The following is a 16,060-nucleotide window of genomic DNA, read 5'->3' as shown; positions in this document are numbered from 1 at the left end:
GCACGCTGAGAAGTGAATACGGCCTGCGGCCGCGGTGGATCAGGAGGCGCGGCGGCGCGAGGCGACACCGAAGGCGACACCACCGAGGCCGATGACGATGCCCGCGATGCCGAGGGCACGCGCGGTCGTGTCGGAGGTCTTGCCCGCGGCCTCTTCGTGGCCCTTGTCGTCCTTGGCTGCGGCGCCCTTGTCGTCGTGGTGGTCGTCGGCGGCGGACGCCTTGGCGGCGGTCAGCTTCAGGACCGGAGCCGGGTTCTGCGGCTCCGCCGCGCCTTCCTTGGCCTCCTCGATCCAGCGGACGACCTCGTTGTTGTCGTACGTCTGGATCGCCTTGAAGACCATCTGGTCGGCGTTGTCGGGCAGCTTGCCGACGGATACCGGGAACTGCTGGAACTTGCCGGGCTCGATCTTGCCGCCGCTCCAGGTCACCTTGGTGACGACCTCGTTGACCTGCTTGCCGTGGACGGTCAGCGGCTTGTCGAGCTTGGTCTTCTCGACGTTGGACGTCCAGCCGGGGATGTCCTGCGGCATGACCGACGTCAGCGGCTGGTCGATCGGGAAGTTGACTTCCAGCTGCGTCGTCGAGGCGTTGTCGCGCTCGTTCGGAACCTTGAAGTTCAGCGTCGCGTAACCGCCCTTGGTGGCTTCGCCGACGGGCTGCACGCCGACGTGCGCGAACGCGGTGCCGGACAGGACGAGGACGGTGCCGGCGGCAAGGGCGGCGGCGAAGGAGACGCGAGAGGTCTTCATGGCGGTAACACTCCACAGGGGCGGGTGACGGTGGTTCCGCGCACGGGCGCGCGCGGAGTTCGCGGCACCGGTCCTTGCGCCGGGTGTCCCGGGGAAGGGGTGCCGCGTCAGGCTGCGAGGGCGAGCGCCGTGCGGGGCGGCCCGCGCCTGATCACCGTGTGCTGGAGCGTCTCCCGGCCGGTGTGCGCGGCGGGTTCGGTGGCGGTCCGGGCAGCCTGCGGGGTGCCGGTGTGCGTGCCCGCGAGCCCGGCGCCGAAGGCGCGTACGAAGGCCAGCGCGGCGCGCAGCGGGCGCACCGGCCCGGCTTCGGCGGAGGTGCGGGACAGCTCCACGAGCCGGAACAGGGCGGCGTCACCGCGCCCCAGGAGCCAGCCTGCGGCCAGTGCGGCCAGCAGGTGGCCGACGAGCATGCCGGTGCTGAACAGGCCGGTGGCGGGAGCCGCGGCGGCCTGCGTCAGGTGGGCGTGGCCCATGTGCGCCTGGGTGGCGGCCATGGCGGCCGGGTCCAGTCCGGCGGTCTGCAGGATCTGCCGGGCGTCGGCCGGGCTGAGCGGGACGGAGTTGCCGCCGCAGACCAGCCGGGCGGCGAGCGCCGCGAGCGAGGCGTCGGCCGTGGCGGGTGCCTGCGCGGCGGCGGTGCTCTGCTGGCCGAGGCCGAACACCGCGTGCAGAGCGAGCTGTCCGAAGGCGAGTGCGGCGGCGATGCCGGGCAGCGAGCGCCGGCGGCCCGCGAGGGGCGCGGCGACCGCGAACACGGCGAGGAAGGCGATGACGAGGGCCCACCAGGGCACGGTGGCGCAGGACGCCAGCGCGTGCCCGGCCGCGGACAGCACGACGCAGACCGCGGTGAACACCGCGGCCCGGATCAACCGGAGGCCGGCTCCGGCGGGCGTCGGGTGGGGGACAGTCATGGCCGGGCCATCATCGCACTGCCCTCACAACGTCCATACGGCAGGTCCGGAAGGTCGTGTGTGCCCCCCTTCGGGGCTTCGCCCCCCGAACCCGGCGCGGACACGTACGCCGCCCCTTACACCGCCGCATGCTCCGTTGCATACACAACTGCTTCGACGTGTCGCCATCGGCCGAATGAGGGCTGTGTCAGCCGCCGGGGGCTTACGCCCTGCCGCGGGCGGCAATACGTAACCGTATGAGCATCTGGTGGTCTCTCCACTTGAGGCGCGAAGCCGCGAGCGTGCCGCTCGCCAGGCGGTTGCTGCTGGGGACGATGGAGACCGCGGGGGTGGACCCGGACATCTCCTTCGATCTGTCGGTGGCACTGAGCGAGGCGTGCGCGAACGCGGTGGAGCACGGCGGTCCGGCGGCCGAAGCCGGTGCCGGCGCGGAATCCGTTCCGGAGGCGTGCGCGGCCTATCGCGTCACGGCGTACCTGGACGGGGACTGCTGCCGCATCGAGGTGACCGATTCGGGTCCGGGCTTCCCGGCGGCGACGGTCGCGGGGCGCAGACCCCCGCCGGCCGGCCCCTCCGAGCCGTCGGAGAGCGAGCACGGCCGGGGATTGTGGCTGATCGCGGAGCTCGCGGACCACGTCAGGCTCCGCAACCGGCCGGGCCGCGGCGCGGTGGTCAGTTTCGACAAGATCCTGAAATGGCGTGAGGGAGCGCTGCTGAAGGTGTCGTAGCGGCGGAAGGCCTCCCGGACATGCCGGTGGACGGGACCCGCGTACGAGATCCCGCCCACCGATGGTCGGCCGAAGGCCGCGCCGCGTCAGCCCTTGAGGCGTGCCATCCAGGCCTCGACATCGGCCGAGGCACGGGGCAGCCCGTCCGACAGGTTCCGGTTGCCGTCCTCGGTGACCAGGATGTCGTCCTCGATCCGGACGCCGATGCCCCGGTACTCCTCGGGCACGGTCAGGTCGTCGGCCTGGAAGTACAGACCGGGCTCGACGGTGAGGCACACGCCCGGCTCCAGCGTGCCGTCGACGTACGCCTCGGTGCGCGCGGCGGCGCAGTCGTGGACGTCCATGCCGAGCATGTGGCCGGTGCCGTGCAGGGTCCAGCGGCGCTGGAGGCCGAGCTCCAGGACGCGCTCGACCGGGCCCTCCAGCAGGCCCCACTCGACGAGCTTCTCGGCCAGGACGTGCTGCGAGGCGTCGTGGAAGTCGCGGAACTTGGCACCCGGCTTGACGGCGGCGATGCCGGCTTCCTGGGACTCGTAGACCGCGTCGTAGATCTTGCGCTGGATGTCGGTGTACGTGCCGTTGATCGGCAGCGTGCGCGTGACGTCGGCGGTGTAGAGGGAGTGGGTCTCCACGCCGGCGTCGAGAAGCAGCAGGTCGCCGGAGCGGACGTCGCCGTCGTTGCGGACCCAGTGCAGGGTGCAGGCGTGCGGGCCGGCGGCGCAGATGGAGCCGTAACCGACGTCGTTGCCCTCGACGCGGGCGCGCAGGAAGAAGGTGCCCTCGATGTAGCGCTCGGACGTGGCCTCGGCCTTGTCCAGGACCTTCACGACGTCCTCGAAACCGCGGACGGTGGAGTCGACGGCCTTCTGGAGCTCGCCGATCTCGAAGTCGTCCTTCACGGCGCGGGCCTCGGAGAGGTAGACGCGCAGCTCCTCGTCGCGCTCCTTGGTGACCTTGTCGGTCAGGGCGGCCTCGATGACGGGGTCGTGGCCGCGGACGCCGCGGACCGGGCCCTCGGCTTCGGCCAGCTCGTCTGCGAGCTTGCGGACGTCGCTCGCGGGGATGCCCAGCAGCTGCTCGGCCTCGGCCAGCGAGTGGCGGCGGCCGACCCACAGCTCGCCCTGGCCGGACAGCCAGAACTCGCCGTTCTCGCGGTCGGAGCGCGGCAGCAGGTAGATGGTGGCGGTGTGGCCGGTCCCGCCCGAGGGCTCCAGGACCAGGACGCCGTTCTCGCTCTGGTCGCCGGTCAGGTACGCGTACTCGGTCGAGGCGCGGAAGGGGTACTCGGTGTCGTTCGAGCGGGTCTTGAGGCGGCCCGCGGGCACGACCAGGCGATCGCCGGGGAAGCGCGCGGACAGCGCGGCACGGCGGGCGGCCGTGTGCGCGGCCTGGGCGATCGGCTCCAGCCCGTGCAGCTCGGTGTCGGCCCAGCCCGTACGCATGTTCTCCGCGAGTTCGTCGCTGACGCCCGGGTACAGCCCGTTCTTGCGCTGCTTGTGCTTCTTCTGGGGCTGCTCTTCTTCCGGGGTCTCCGGGGTGAGCTCGTCAGCCACGTCTTCTCCTCAGCTACGACAGGACCGGGTGTGGACCGCATCCATCGTATGTGCGAGGGGAAGACGCCCGGCGGCGGGTGTGACTAATCAGTCAAAACGGGCAGCGAGTAGCACGATGTCCTCCACGCCGCCCTCCGTGCCGGCCACGGCGGCGGCGGTGGCGGATGCCGTCGCGGCGCCGGCGGAGCCCGTGGGTGTGGCGGGTGCGACCGCCGGGTCGTCGGCGGGCAGGACCGCCCTCAGGACGTGCTCGCAGACGGCCGCCGGGTCGTCCCGGATGCTGCGGGGTACCCCCGCGGCGGCGGCGTGCAGCCGCGCGTAGGCCCGGTCCATGGGGTCGCCGGTCCGCTGCAGCAGCCCGTCGGTGTACAGCAGCACCGTTTCTCCAGGCGCAGGTTCGATCTCCACGCTCGGCGCCTCCCAGCACGACAGCATCCCGAGCGGAGCGGAGAGCGTCGTTTCCACGTACTCCGTGCGGTGCTCGCCGATGAGCAGCGGCGGGGTGTGCCCCGCCCCGGCCAGGATGATCTTGCGCTGGGCGGGCTCGCAGTACGCGAACAGCGCCGTCGCGCAGCGCGCGGGCTCGGTCAGGCGCAGCAGCAGCTCCAGATCGGACAGGACCGCGACGGGGTCCTCCCCTTCCATGACGGCGTACGCGCGCAGCGAAGCCCGCAGTCGCCCCATCGCGGCGACGGCGCTGGGCCCGGCCCCGGTGACGGACCCGACGGCGAGTCCCAGGGCGCCCTCGGGCAGCGGCAGCGCGTCGTACCAGTCGCCTCCGCCGCGCGGTCCTGTGTGGTGGCGGGCGGCGAGCTGGACCCCGGGGATCCGGGGGAGGCGGCTGGGCAGCAACTCTTCGGCGACCGTGGCCAGCCTGCTGCGGGAGCGTTCCACCTCCAGCATCCGGGCCAGGTGTTCGGCGGCGTGCCGGACGTAGAGCCCGGCGAGATCGCGCTGGCGGTCGCTCGGCTCGGCCTGTTCGTCGTAGAGCCAGACGGCCGCGCCGAGCCGGCCGGTGGCCTCGGCGGTCAGCGGCAGTGCGTAACTCGCGGCGTAGCCGAGCCGGGCGGCGACCTCGCGGTGGCGGGGGTCGACGGAGGTGCCGTACCCGCCCGCTCCGGGAGCGGCGCCGGGTTCGGGGAGTACGTCGGAGCCGCCCCGGGCGTCGGGGAGCCCGTCGAGGATCCGGCCGTACGAGGTCGCGGTGCGCGGGACGGTCTCGATGTGCCCGAGGTCCGCGCGGCCGAGGCCGAGTCCGATCGTGGTCGTCGGGCCGAGTCCGTCGGAGGGTTCCAGGACGATCAGGCCGCGTCGGGCGCCGACGAGCGCCGCTCCGGCGCGCAGGAACTCCTGGAGCGAGGAGTCGAGGTCACGGGCGCGGGCGAGCCGCTCCGTGAGCTCGTGGAGGGTGGTCAAGTCGGAGACCATCCCCGCCAGCCGGTCCTGGATCAGTGTGCTCGGTCCGGGCACCGCTGCCGGGGTCGGCGCGGGGGCGGTTCGGGCGGGCGTGGGCGCCGCAGTTTGCGGGACCGTGGTAACTGCTGGATCGATTCCAGCCACTTTCGGCAGATGCGGAGCGCTCATGGCGTCCGCCTTTCCACCTGGTGCGATTCGCCATATAGCATCGCAAACCCCCAGATCGTGCTGCGCCGCCATCAATGAATCCACATCTACACGCACACGAGGATCGATGTCCAGCATTGCCCAGGTGGGAATCCTGGTGTCCGTGGGACGGCAACTCACTGTCCAGCCAAGGCTAGAACTTGGCTGGAAAAAGCTGGATGCAGGCGGTTTTTGCGATCGACTGGTCAGGCGCCGGAGTGGCTCCGGGTACCTAATCGATGGTGCCCGGGGAGAGTTGGCGCAGCCCGGCGGTCCGCCGGGAACCGCCCGGAACGGGCCGTCGTCCTTAGCGGCGGCAGCCGGTCTCGGCACTGGCGCGGGTCGCGTTCCGCCCCGCCGGACGTTTCATGGACCCGTAAGAAAACTGCACGAACCGTGTGAACCTGCTTCCAGCGGACAGTGACGCGAAACGTGTACGTGTGGTGAGGCACCGGTTACATGGTGTGATGTGGCCCTCGACGTTCAACGGAAAGGAACGAGCGCTCATGCGCGAGATCCTCGGAAGGCGTCTCCAGCGGCTCCGCAATCGCCTGAAGTTCCTGCGCCCGGTCCCCGGGCAGCGCAGTGACCAGGCCCTCCTCGACGCGGCGCTCGCCTGCGCCACCGCCTGGCAGTGGCCGGTGCTGCCCGGCGTCGGCCGCTCCGGCGCCGACAGCAACCGGTGCGCCTGCCCCGACCCCGACTGCGTCGTCCCCGGCGCGCATCCCTTCGACCCCGGACTGCTCGCAGCCACCACCGACCCCCGGATGGTGGCCTGGTGGTGGAACAACCGGCCCACCGCTCCCGTGCTGCTCGCCACCGGTGGTTCCGCGCCGTGCGCCGTGAGCCTGCCGGCCAACGCGGCCGCGCGCGCCGTCGTACGGCTGGACGCGCAGGGCATGCGGCTCGGCCCGATCGTCGCCTCGCCCACCCGCTGGGCGTTGCTGGTCGCGCCGTACTCGCTGGAACGGCTCGGCGAACTCCTGTACGCCAAGGACCACGTGCCCTCCGCGCTGCGCTTCCACGGCGAGGGCGGTTACCTGTTGCTCCCGCCCTCCTCCGCGTCCGGTGGCGGGGAGGTCCGGTGGGAGCGCGAGCCGGCCGAGACCGGCGACGGCCTCTGGCTGCCGGAGGTCGAGGCCGTCGTGGACGCACTGGTCGAGGCGAGCAGCGGGGCCTCCGGCGGGGGCAGTCGGCTCGCGTACTGATCACGCGCGGTGCGCACGCAGGGTGCGCACATGGCGGGTGCGGCGGGTTGTCGTACCGGGGTTCCGGGCACCCGCCGATCACTCGTACGAGTGTCAGCGTGACGAGTTTCCAAGGGAATTGGGCGCGGGGATCTCCGCGCCCCAATCCGGCATCGCTATCTTCGGCGAATGAATCTCCGCTTGATCGGTATCAGCGCCGGTGTGCTGATCATCTTGTCCCTCCCGCTGGCAGGAGCGATCGCCGGACCGGATTTCGCCGGTCAGGATGACGGAAAGGGCGGCGGGATCCTCTCCTCGCTCGGGCTGGCCGATACGCCGAACGGATCCCGTACGCCGGCTCCCGCTGCCGCGCCCGCGCAGCGGGCCGGGCAGCACCAGGACGGCCCCCGGCAGTCCGGAGAGCGGCAGGCCGGGCAGTCGCGGCCGGGCCCGTCCGCACAGCCCCGTACGGAATCCCGGTGCGGCCCCGAACTCTCCTCCCCGCAAGGTCTGGAGGCGCAGACCTGCATCCTCGCGGGCGAGGGCCGGACGTGGGGGCGGAGCTACTACCGCAACACCAGCGGGCGGGCGTTGGACGCCGTGCTGACGGTGATGGGGCCCGCGGGACGCACGGTGCAGATCCGGTGCGCGGTCGAAGCCGGCGACGAACCGGGGCTGTGCGAGACGCCGCGGGAGGTATCGGCGGGGGCTCCGGATTCCTACTCGGCTGTTGCGGAGTTTGCAGTTCCGGATGATGAAGGGAAGCTGCTGCTGAGGTCCGGGAGCAACTCACCGGCACCTGCCGACGGTTGAGCGACGGCGGAAATGGAAGGGCCCGGTCGCTGGCGACGGGGGATGCACCAGCGACCGGGCTACAAGAACGGTAACAAGAGATCGCCTGTTCGCAAATTCGATCTCTGATATTCGGACACCGATTTGCAGGCGATTAGCGGGAGTTGTGACCCCGGTCACCAGTCCTGCGGGGGTCCGGGAGTCAGCTGAGCGTGACCTGGCGGTTGGTGAGTCCGCCGCGCGCCCGGCGCTCGTCCGCGGTCAGCGGGGCGTCCGCGGCCAGGGCCGTGGCCAGCCGCTCCGCGAACTGGGCCGCAGGCTTCTCCACGTCGTCGGCGGTCACTCCGGTGGGCAGGTCCCAGACGGGAACCACCAGACCGTGCGCCCGGAAGGAGCCGACCAGTCGGGTGCCTTCGCCGAGCGAGGAGGTGCCCGCGGCGTGCAGCCGTGCGAGGGCGTCGAGCAGCTTCTCCTCGGGGTGCGGCATGACCCAGCGCAGGTGGTTCTTGTCCGGGGTCTCGCACCAGTAGGCAGCGTCCACGCCGGCCAGCTTGACCGTGGGGATGGCGGCGGCGTTCGCGCGCTCAAGGGAGGCGGCGATCTCCGGGGAGGCGTTCTGGGCGCCCTCCGAATCCGGAATCCAGAATTCGAACCCGCTGTGCACAACCGGCTCGAAAACGCCGTCCGTGTCCAGGAGATCCTGAAGTCGCGGACCCTGGACGGGAACACGGCGAGCCGGAATCGGAGTACCCGGCTCCGCTACGAGCGCGCGCTCCAGGGTGTCGGCCATGTCCCGGGCGAGGTCCCCGGTGGTCGAGTCGTTCTGGAGGCCGAGCAGAACCGATCCGTCCTCGCGGCGCAGCGCCGGCCAAGCCATCGGCAGTACGGTCACCAGCGTGACGGACGGGACGCCTTCGGGCAGGCCGCCCTTGAGCGTCAGAGGGATGGTCGCCGCGGGCACGAGCTCGCGCAGTGCCACCCAGTCGCACTCGCCGGGCAGGCCCTCGAAGGGGCGCGCCACGTGCTCGGTGACGGCGTGTGCGGCGGCTGCGCCGTGGCAGGCCTTGTAACGGCGCCCGGATCCGCAGGGGCAGGGCTCGCGTGCGCCCACCACCGGGATCTCCCCGTTCTTGAGCTGCGGCTTTGCAGTCTTCGCTGCGGGGCGCTTCTTGGCCATCGTGGGTGTCTCCCGGTTGCGGCGGTACGGCGTGTGTCTGGGCGCGAGCCTAGCCGTTCGTACCGCCGCAGCCGGGAGGATGCGGCCGGGAGCACGGTCGGCGTGCGCTCCCGGCGGCCGCTCGTTCGGATGGCCGGTGGTGCGGATGCTGCTGTCGGTCACGGATGGAGATCGTCGAAGGCTGTGCTGAAGTCGATCGCCGGGGGCGCAACGCGCGTAGCGAAATCGTCGTGCCGGGGCCCGCACGCAACCGTCACCCATACGGTGACCTCGCCTGCCGCTCCGTCCCGGACACCCCAAGTCTGGGCGAGGGCGCTGATGATGTTCAGCCCCCGGCCCCCGCGCGCGGTGACCGAGGGCGTGGCCGGGACCGGGCGGGTGGGGCCGCCGCCGTCCGTGACCTCGACCGTCAGTCGCCCCGCCTTGTCGATGCGCCATGCGGCGCGTATCTCCCCGTCCCCGATCTCCCCGGCACCCAGCGGTCTGCCGTGTCGGCAGGCATTGCTGAGGAGTTCGGAAAGGATCAGTACGGCGTCGTCAACGACCGATTCGGACACCCCGCTCATGCGCAATTGCTCGCGCATGCGGCGCCTCGCCTCGCCCACGCCGGCAGGACCATGGCATACGTCCATGCACGAAGACGTGGGCACTTCCTGTGCCACCACCAACGCCACCCCCGGAACCTCCTTAGCCCCACGCCATGGTCTGGATGCCCCAATGGCCTGGACCGGAAACCGGCCGCGCTGAGCGCTCTGACGCATTCATGACCAGCGATTGCGGAGCGGATGCGCCGGTGCACACCCTGTTATGGAGGTGGCGTGCGGGACGGGTGGGCAAAAGGGGACGTCAGCGCCCGAGCTGTGACAGAACCTGGCGCGGCCTGTTCGTGATGATTGCTTCCACACCCAGATCAGCGCAGAGCTGAACGTCTTCCGGCTCGTTCACGGTCCACACGTGTACGGAGTGGCCCGCGTCCTGGAGCTTGCGGATGAACCCGGGGTGGTTGCGCACGATGCGCATCCCCGGACCGGCGATCCGCACGCCGGCCGGGAGGCGCCCGTCGCGCATCCGGGGTGAGATGAACTGCATCAAGTACACGGTCGGGATCGTCGGCGCGGCCGCCCGCACCCGGTGCAGGGAGCGTGCGGAGAAGCTCATGACGCGGACCGGGTGCGGGCCCCCGGCGGGCGGGGCGTCCAGCCCGAACCGCTTGAGGAGGAAGAGGAGGCGCTCCTCCACCTGTCCGGCCCAGCGGGTCGGGTGCTTCGTCTCGATGGCGAGCTGCACCGGCCGGCCGGCGTCGGAAACCAGTTCCAGTAGCCGCTCCAGGGTGAGGACCGAGGTGCGCTCGGGGTCGGAGTCCCAGTCGGGGGACTCCTCGCGGTCCTTCCACGAGCCGAAGTCGAGGGCGGCGAGGTCGGCCAGCTCAAGGGCGGAAACGGCGCCGCGGCCGTTCGAGGTGCGGTTGACCCGGCGGTCGTGGACCAGCACCAGATGACCGTCGGCGGTGAGCCGGACATCGCATTCGAGGGCGTCGGCGCCGTACTCGATGGCCTTGCGGTAGGCGGCCAGGGTGTGTTCGGGGGCATCCTCGGAGGCGCCGCGGTGGGCGACGACCTGGATGGGCGGCTGTGCGTGGGTCACCGGGTCATGGTGCCACCGAGGAGCCCTCGGGTGTCGGGCTCAGCCCTTGCAGATGCGCCCGAAATGCCGGATATAAACAATGAGGGAGACGCACAGGTCCGGCTTACAGTGCTCTGACGGGTCATGGGGAAGGCTTTTCCCAGGAACTTGTGCGGCACGTCGAACGTTCAGTCGGGCCGAATCGCCAGTTTTTTGAAGCCGTGTGTGACGAGGAGAAGAGCGCTGTGAGCACCGAGAACGAGGGCACCGCGGCCCCGAAGAACCCCGCGGCCCCGTCTGTACCCCCGGTGGCCGCTCCTGCCCCCGAGACGTCCGCGCCCGAACCGGCCACGGAGGTCACGGCGACGCCGGCGGCCCCTGCGGACGCACCCGCCCCGGCGGCCGGGCCCGCCGCGGAGCCGGTCACCCAGCAGCTTCCGCCGACGCCCGCGCCCGGCACGGAGCCGACCCAGCAGATCCCGCCCACCCCGGCCCCGGCACCGGCCTACGCCCAGGCCCCCGCACCGCACGCCCCGGCCCCGGCCGCACACGGCGCCGAGGGCTGGCCGCCCCCGCCGCCCACGGTCCCGGTGTACGGCTCGGGCGGCGGCCACGGCGGCGCGGTCTGGGGCGCTCCCCCGACTGCCGACGGCATGCCGCCCGCAAAGCCGAAGGGCAGGGGCGGCCTGATCGCCGCCGTGCTCGTCGCGGCCCTCCTCGCGGGCGGCGTCGGCGGAGGCATCGGCTACTGGGCCGCCGAGCGCGGCGACAACGGCGTCGGCTCGACCACGATCACGGCCGGCAACACCCCCAAGGACATCAAGCGGGAAGCCGGCTCGATCGCGGGCCTGGCCGCGGGCGCGCTTCCCAGCGTCGTCACCATCGAGGCCTCGGCCGGCGACGGCGAGGGCGGCACCGGCACCGGCTTCGTCTACGACCAGCAGGGCCACATCCTCACCAACAACCACGTGGTGGCCTCCGCCGCGAACGGCGGCAAGCTCTCCGCGACCTTCTCCGACGGCAAGAAGTACGAGGCCGAGGTCATCGGCCGGGCGCAGGGCTACGACGTGGCGGTGCTCAAGCTGAAGAACCCGCCGTCCGGCCTCAAGCCGCTGCCGCTCGGCGACTCCGACAAGGTCGCGGTCGGCGACTCGACCATCGCCATCGGAGCCCCCTTCGGCCTGTCCAACACGGTCACCACCGGCATCGTCAGCGCCAAGAACCGCCCGGTGGCCTCCGGCGACGGCTCAGGCGGAAAGAATTCCTACATGAGCGCGCTCCAGACGGACGCCTCGATCAACCCCGGCAACTCCGGCGGCCCGCTGCTCGACGGGCGCGGAGCGGTCATCGGCATCAACTCCGCCATCCAGTCGGCAGGCAACGGCGGCTTCGGCGGCGGTCAGGCCGGGTCGATCGGCCTCGGCTTCGCCATCCCGATCAACCAGGCCAAGAACGTCGCCGAGTCGCTGATCAAGACGGGCAAGCCGGTCTACCCGATCATCTCGGTCTCCGTGGACCTCCAGTCCAAGACCGACGGCGCCAAGATCTCCGAGCAGGGCGCTGCCGCCAACGACCTGGTCGACCCCAACGGTCCGGCCGGCAAGGCGGGCCTCAAGCCCGGCGACGTCATCACCCGGTTCGGCGATAAGACGATCGACAGCGGCCCGACGCTCATCAGCGAGATCTGGACGCACAAGCCCGGCGACGTGGTGAAGCTGACCTACCTGCGCGACGGCAAGCCCACCACCGTGGACATCACGCTCGGCTCGCGGGTCGGCGACAAGTAACGGCTGGCTCGTTGGGAGGGGCCGTGGGCGCGAATACGCCTACGGCCCCTCCCAACGTCCGCTTATGCTTCCCTTGTGTTCGATTCGCGGCACATACGCACTTTCCACGAAGTGGTCGCCTCCGGGTCGTACTCGGCAGCCGCCCGCGCCCTGGGGTACACCCAGCCTGCGATCACCCAGCAGATGAAGGCGCTCGAACGCGCCGTCGGCACCCCGCTCTTCACCCGGGTCGGCCGCAAGATGCAGCTCACCGAGGCCGGCGAGTCCATGGCCCGGCACGCCGAGTCCATCCTCGGCAGTCTCTCCGCCGCCGAGGCGCAGCTCAAGGCGTACGCGCGCCTGCGCACCGGCCGGGTCCGGCTGTGCGGCTTCCCCAGCGCCAACGTCACCCTGGTCCCCGAGGCCCTGAGCGACCTGGCCAAGGACCACCCGGGCATCCAGGTCGAGCTGTTGGAGGGGGAGCCCCCGGAGTCCCTGCGCCGGCTGGAACGCGGGGAGTGCGACATCACCCTGGCCTTCACCTATCCCGGGCTCCACGAGGAGATACCGGAGGAGGTCGCCGAGGTCAGGCTCATGGAGGACCAGTTGACGGTGCTGCTCCCGACCGGGCACCCGCTGGCCCGGCGGCGGGCCGTGCACCTGGCCGACCTCGCCGAGGAGCGGTGGATAGCCGGCTGTCCGCGCTGCCGGGCGAACCTGCTGCACGAATGTGCCGAGCTGGGATTCGTGCCCGACATCCGGTTCGCCACCGACGACAACCTGGTCGTGCAGAGCATGGTCGGGCAGGGGCTCGGCGTGGCGATGATGCCCGCGCTGGTGCTGCCCTCCCTTTCCCTGAACAAGGTGTGCGGTCGGCCGCTCCAGCCCGCCGCGCGCCGGCACATCGCCGCGTACGTCTACCGCGACCACCTGCGCATCCCGGCGACCTCCGTGGTCCTCAACGCCCTGAAGCAGGTGGCCGCGAACCGCGTCGGCTGCTGACCGCCCGGCAGCCACTCCCCCGAACCCATAAGCAGCACTTGGGATTTCAGGTGAGAACTGTCGTTGGACGTGATGGGTCGGCTGCTCGACGCTGCCCGTATGACCACCACTACGCCGGCCCGCACGACCGCGAGGATGGCCGCCCTCGTCCGTGAGATCCGTACGGTCGTGGACCGGGGGCTGGCCCCGGACCTGACCGCCTACCTCGTCGGCGAGCGTCTCGCCCCGCATCTGGGCACGCCCGACCTGCTCACCCCCGAGCAGCGCGAGGGCGACCCCGACCGGTACCGGCAGCACGTCCTGCACGCCGAGCCGGACGGCAGCTTCTCGGTCGTCGCGCTCGTGTGGCTGCCCGGCCAGGAGACCGCCATCCACGACCACGTCTCCTGGTGCGTGGCCGGGGTGCACGAGGGGGAGGAGAGCGAGCTCCGCTACCGGCTGGCCCCCGCGGCGGGAGAGACTTGCGCCCGGCTGGTGGCGACCGAGCAGGTGGTGAACGGCCCGGGTGACGTCTGCGGATTCGCCCCTCCCGGCGATATCCACAAGGTCCGCAACTCCTGTCGCACCACTGCGATATCCCTGCACGTCTACGGAGCCGACGTCATCCGCCTGGGCAGCAGTGTCCGTCGCGTCTACACGCTCCCCACCGACTGATGGCGCTGCTGAACCGTCCGGTGCGCGGGGCGGACTCCGAGGACGGCGCCGGGCTTGTTTCACGTGAAACATCCTCGTCCTGGCCGGGGTTGGCAATGGCGGCCGCCGGAGTGGTAGTGGCATGGTGCGTGCACCGGCTCGTGCCCGCGGTGCCCATGCTGACCGCGTCGGTGGTGCTCGGTATCGCCGTGGCGCACCTCCCGGGTGTACGGGAGCTCGTACGCGGAGCAGCTCGCCCGGGCCTGTCCCTGGCCGGGCGGCGGCTGATGCGGATCGGCATCGTCCTGCTGGGCCTTGGTCTGGGCCTGGAGCAGGTGCTCCAGCTGGGCTGGGCCACGGTGGCGATGGTGGCCGCAGTGGTCGCCGCCACCTTCTTCGGCACCCTCTGGCTGGGCCGCCGACTCGGGCTCCCCGGTGATCAGCCGCTGCTGATCGCCACCGGGTACTCGATCTGCGGGGCCTCGGCGATCGGCGCCGTGAGTCAGGTGTCGGGCAGCGACGAGGAGGACGTGGCCGCTTCGGTGGCACTGGTGACGCTGTGCGGGACGCTGGCCATCGCGGTCCTCCCGCTTCTCCAGGGTCCCCTGGGACTCTCGGACCCGGCCTTCGGGCGCTGGGTCGGCGCGAGCGTCCACGACGTCGGCCAGGTCGTGGCCACTGCTCAGACGGCGGGCCCGGGTGCCCTCGGTGAGGCGGTCCTGGTCAAGCTGATGCGCGTAGCCCTGCTGGCCCCGCTGGTGGCTGCCGTGGCCTTTTCCGTACGGGCGCGCCGGCAGGGCGTGCGCACGCCCTCGGGACGCCGCCCGGCACCGGTCCCGCTGTTCGTGGCCGGCTTCCTGGCGGCGGCCGCGCTCCGCGCCACCGGGGTACTGCCCGACGCGGCACTGGAGTGGGCACACACCGTGCAGGAACTGCTGCTGGCGGCTGCCCTGTTCGGGCTCGGCAGCGCGGTAGACCTCCCCCGGCTGGCAAAGACCGGTGGCCGGGCCGCGGTACTGGGTCTGGGCGCCTGGCTGGTGGTGGCGGGGGTCTCGTACGCGGGCGTGCTGCTGACGGTCTGACCCCGCGGGCGCGGACTCGGCCGACATCGCCCGACATCACCCGACATCACCCGGCAGCCTCCGCTCCCGCCCCGCCTCTTCCTCTACACCGAAGCGAGTTGGCCAATTCCTGGCCGGAACCGACCGAACGTTCTGACCGTCTCCTGACTTCTCGTGCCGCGCGTGCGACCCTGCGGCCGATCCGCACCGACAGCTCTTCACCCCCACCCTGCCCGGTCCACCGGGACCGGGCACGGCAGAAGGAGTCTGCGTGAATCGTCAACGCACGGCAGCATCGGTCCTCTTGGCGGCGGGCGCCCTGATCGCAGGCGCGCTGACGGCGGCCACCCCCTCGGTCGCCGCCGACTCCCCGGCCTCGTTCAAGCAGCAGCACAGCCAGGGTTTCTGGACCGCCGAGCGCATGCGCAGCGCCACTCCGTTGGACGTGACGGCAGCGCCCGGGACCGGGCGTGCGCCGGTCACGTCGGCGACCCGCCCCACTGCGGTCGCACCTACGGCGGCGTCGTCCGCGACCTCGTCCGGGGCGGTCTCCCCGACGGCGTTCCCGCAGGCGGGCGGTGCGTGGACGGGCGGCGGCGCGGTGGTCAAAACCTCGGGCCGGGTCTTCTTCACCTTCGGCGACCGCACCGCGTCCTGCTCCGGCGACTCGATCACCAGTGCCAACGGCAGCACGGTCATCACCGCCGGTCACTGCGTGAAGTACCAGGGCACCTGGCACACCAACTGGATCTTCGTCCCCGGGTACGACAACGGGAACGCGCCCTACGGCCAGTGGTCGGCCACCAAGACCTTCGCCACCGACCAGTGGGCCGCCAGCGAGGACATGAACATGGACGTCGGCCTCGCCGTCGTCGCCCCGCTGAACGGGCAGAAGCTCAGCCAGGCCGTCGGTGCACAGGGGATCTTGTTCAACGGCGGCTACAACAAGAAGATGTACTCCTTCGGCTTCCCGGCGGCCGCGCCGTACGACGGCACCAAGCTGGTCTACTGCAGCGGGAACACCAGCAAGGACTTCCTGCTGACCAAGGACCACGGCTTGGGCTGCAACATGACCGGCGGCTCCAGCGGCGGCCCCTGGTTCCAGGACTTCAACGAGGCCACGGGCCTGGGCACCCAGGTCTCGGTGAACAGCTTCGGCTACACGTTCCTGCCCAACCGCATGTTCGGCCCGTACTTCGGCAACGAGGCGAAGGCGGCCTACGACAAGGCCCAGAATTCCTGACCCGGAGGCCCCCCGCCTGCCGGTACTCTGTA

The 16,060-nt window shown here is 71.5% G+C and carries 15 protein-coding genes; 8 read left to right on the top strand and 7 right to left on the bottom strand.

What is annotated here, in order from left to right; translation table 11 throughout:
• Nucleotides 1-39 precede the first annotated feature (39 nt).
• Together OHA65_RS18855 and OHA65_RS18850 are read right to left on the bottom strand one after the other, a co-directional pair.
• Entirely contained in the window at nucleotides 40-750 is a 711-nt protein-coding gene (locus tag OHA65_RS18855) for a YcnI family protein (protein WP_327284256.1), read from the bottom strand.
• A gap of 107 nt (nucleotides 751-857) precedes the next feature.
• Complete coding sequence (locus OHA65_RS18850) at nucleotides 858-1,661, bottom strand: hypothetical protein (protein WP_405762174.1); 804 nt, start codon at nucleotides 1,659-1,661, stop codon at nucleotides 858-860.
• Nucleotides 1,662-1,897: 236 nt separating this feature from the next.
• Between OHA65_RS18850 and OHA65_RS18845 the strand changes: the two genes are divergently transcribed.
• Nucleotides 1,898-2,389, top strand: coding sequence for an ATP-binding protein (locus OHA65_RS18845; protein ID WP_327284254.1), 492 nt, complete (start codon nucleotides 1,898-1,900; stop codon nucleotides 2,387-2,389).
• A gap of 86 nt (nucleotides 2,390-2,475) precedes the next feature.
• Here the strand turns inward: OHA65_RS18845 and OHA65_RS18840 are convergent, their stop codons facing one another.
• Together OHA65_RS18840 and OHA65_RS18835 are read right to left on the bottom strand one after the other, a co-directional pair.
• Nucleotides 2,476-3,942: an aminopeptidase P family protein gene (locus OHA65_RS18840; protein ID WP_405762172.1), complete on the bottom strand. Its 1,467-nt coding sequence runs from the start codon at nucleotides 3,940-3,942 to the stop codon at nucleotides 2,476-2,478.
• A gap of 87 nt (nucleotides 3,943-4,029) precedes the next feature.
• Nucleotides 4,030-5,643, bottom strand: coding sequence for a PP2C family protein-serine/threonine phosphatase (locus OHA65_RS18835; protein ID WP_405762170.1), 1,614 nt, complete (start codon nucleotides 5,641-5,643; stop codon nucleotides 4,030-4,032).
• A 407-nt stretch (nucleotides 5,644-6,050) separates the two neighbouring features.
• Here OHA65_RS18835 and OHA65_RS18830 point away from each other — a divergent pair, with 407 nt between their 5' ends.
• Entirely contained in the window at nucleotides 6,051-6,752 is a 702-nt protein-coding gene (locus tag OHA65_RS18830; RefSeq protein ID WP_327284251.1) for a bifunctional DNA primase/polymerase, read from the top strand.
• Between the two features lie 168 nt (nucleotides 6,753-6,920).
• Nucleotides 6,921-7,544: a hypothetical protein gene (locus tag OHA65_RS18825; RefSeq protein WP_405762168.1), complete on the top strand. Its 624-nt coding sequence runs from the start codon at nucleotides 6,921-6,923 to the stop codon at nucleotides 7,542-7,544.
• 181 nt (nucleotides 7,545-7,725) lie between these two features.
• Here OHA65_RS18825 and OHA65_RS18820 read toward each other — a convergent pair whose 3' ends face one another.
• The 3 genes from OHA65_RS18820 to OHA65_RS18810 all read right to left on the bottom strand — a co-directional run bounded on the left by OHA65_RS18820 (nucleotide 7,726) and on the right by OHA65_RS18810 (nucleotide 10,344).
• Nucleotides 7,726-8,700, bottom strand: a complete 975-nt coding sequence (locus OHA65_RS18820) for a DUF5926 family protein (protein ID WP_327285712.1) — start codon at nucleotides 8,698-8,700, stop codon at nucleotides 7,726-7,728.
• Nucleotides 8,701-8,858: 158 nt separating this feature from the next.
• Complete coding sequence (locus OHA65_RS18815; protein WP_327284249.1) at nucleotides 8,859-9,461, bottom strand: ATP-binding protein; 603 nt, start codon at nucleotides 9,459-9,461, stop codon at nucleotides 8,859-8,861.
• An 85-nt stretch (nucleotides 9,462-9,546) separates the two neighbouring features.
• On the bottom strand, nucleotides 9,547-10,344 hold the full coding sequence (locus tag OHA65_RS18810) for a glycerophosphodiester phosphodiesterase (protein WP_327284248.1): 798 nt from the start codon (nucleotides 10,342-10,344) through the stop codon (nucleotides 9,547-9,549).
• A gap of 224 nt (nucleotides 10,345-10,568) precedes the next feature.
• On the opposite strand from OHA65_RS18810, the gene OHA65_RS18805 reads away from it, so the two are divergent.
• The 5 genes from OHA65_RS18805 (at nucleotide 10,569) to OHA65_RS18785 (ending at nucleotide 16,028) form a co-directional block, all read left to right on the top strand.
• Complete coding sequence (locus OHA65_RS18805) at nucleotides 10,569-12,110, top strand: trypsin-like peptidase domain-containing protein (protein WP_327284247.1); 1,542 nt, start codon at nucleotides 10,569-10,571, stop codon at nucleotides 12,108-12,110.
• Between the two features lie 75 nt (nucleotides 12,111-12,185).
• Nucleotides 12,186-13,091 carry a LysR family transcriptional regulator gene (locus OHA65_RS18800; RefSeq protein WP_327284246.1) on the top strand — a complete coding sequence of 302 codons (906 nt, stop codon included), beginning with the start codon at nucleotides 12,186-12,188 and terminating at the stop codon, nucleotides 13,089-13,091.
• 99 nt (nucleotides 13,092-13,190) lie between these two features.
• Nucleotides 13,191-13,745 (top strand): cysteine dioxygenase family protein, encoded by a 555-nt coding sequence (locus OHA65_RS18795; RefSeq protein ID WP_327284245.1) that lies wholly within the window; start codon nucleotides 13,191-13,193, stop codon nucleotides 13,743-13,745.
• A complete protein-coding gene (locus OHA65_RS18790; RefSeq protein WP_371644106.1) occupies nucleotides 13,745-14,806 on the top strand; it encodes a YeiH family protein in 1,062 nt (353 codons plus the stop codon). Before OHA65_RS18795 ends, OHA65_RS18790 begins: the two co-directional genes overlap by 1 nt.
• 250 nt (nucleotides 14,807-15,056) lie before the next feature.
• On the top strand, nucleotides 15,057-16,028 hold the full coding sequence (locus tag OHA65_RS18785; protein ID WP_327284243.1) for a peptidase: 972 nt from the start codon (nucleotides 15,057-15,059) through the stop codon (nucleotides 16,026-16,028).
• The last annotated feature ends 32 nt before the right edge of the window (nucleotides 16,029-16,060 follow it).

It is taken from the genome of Streptomyces sp. NBC_00045, from assembly GCF_045041095.1.
Taxonomy (GTDB): domain Bacteria; phylum Actinomycetota; class Actinomycetes; order Streptomycetales; family Streptomycetaceae; genus Streptomyces.
This window is presented reverse-complemented; position numbering and strand designations above follow the sequence as displayed.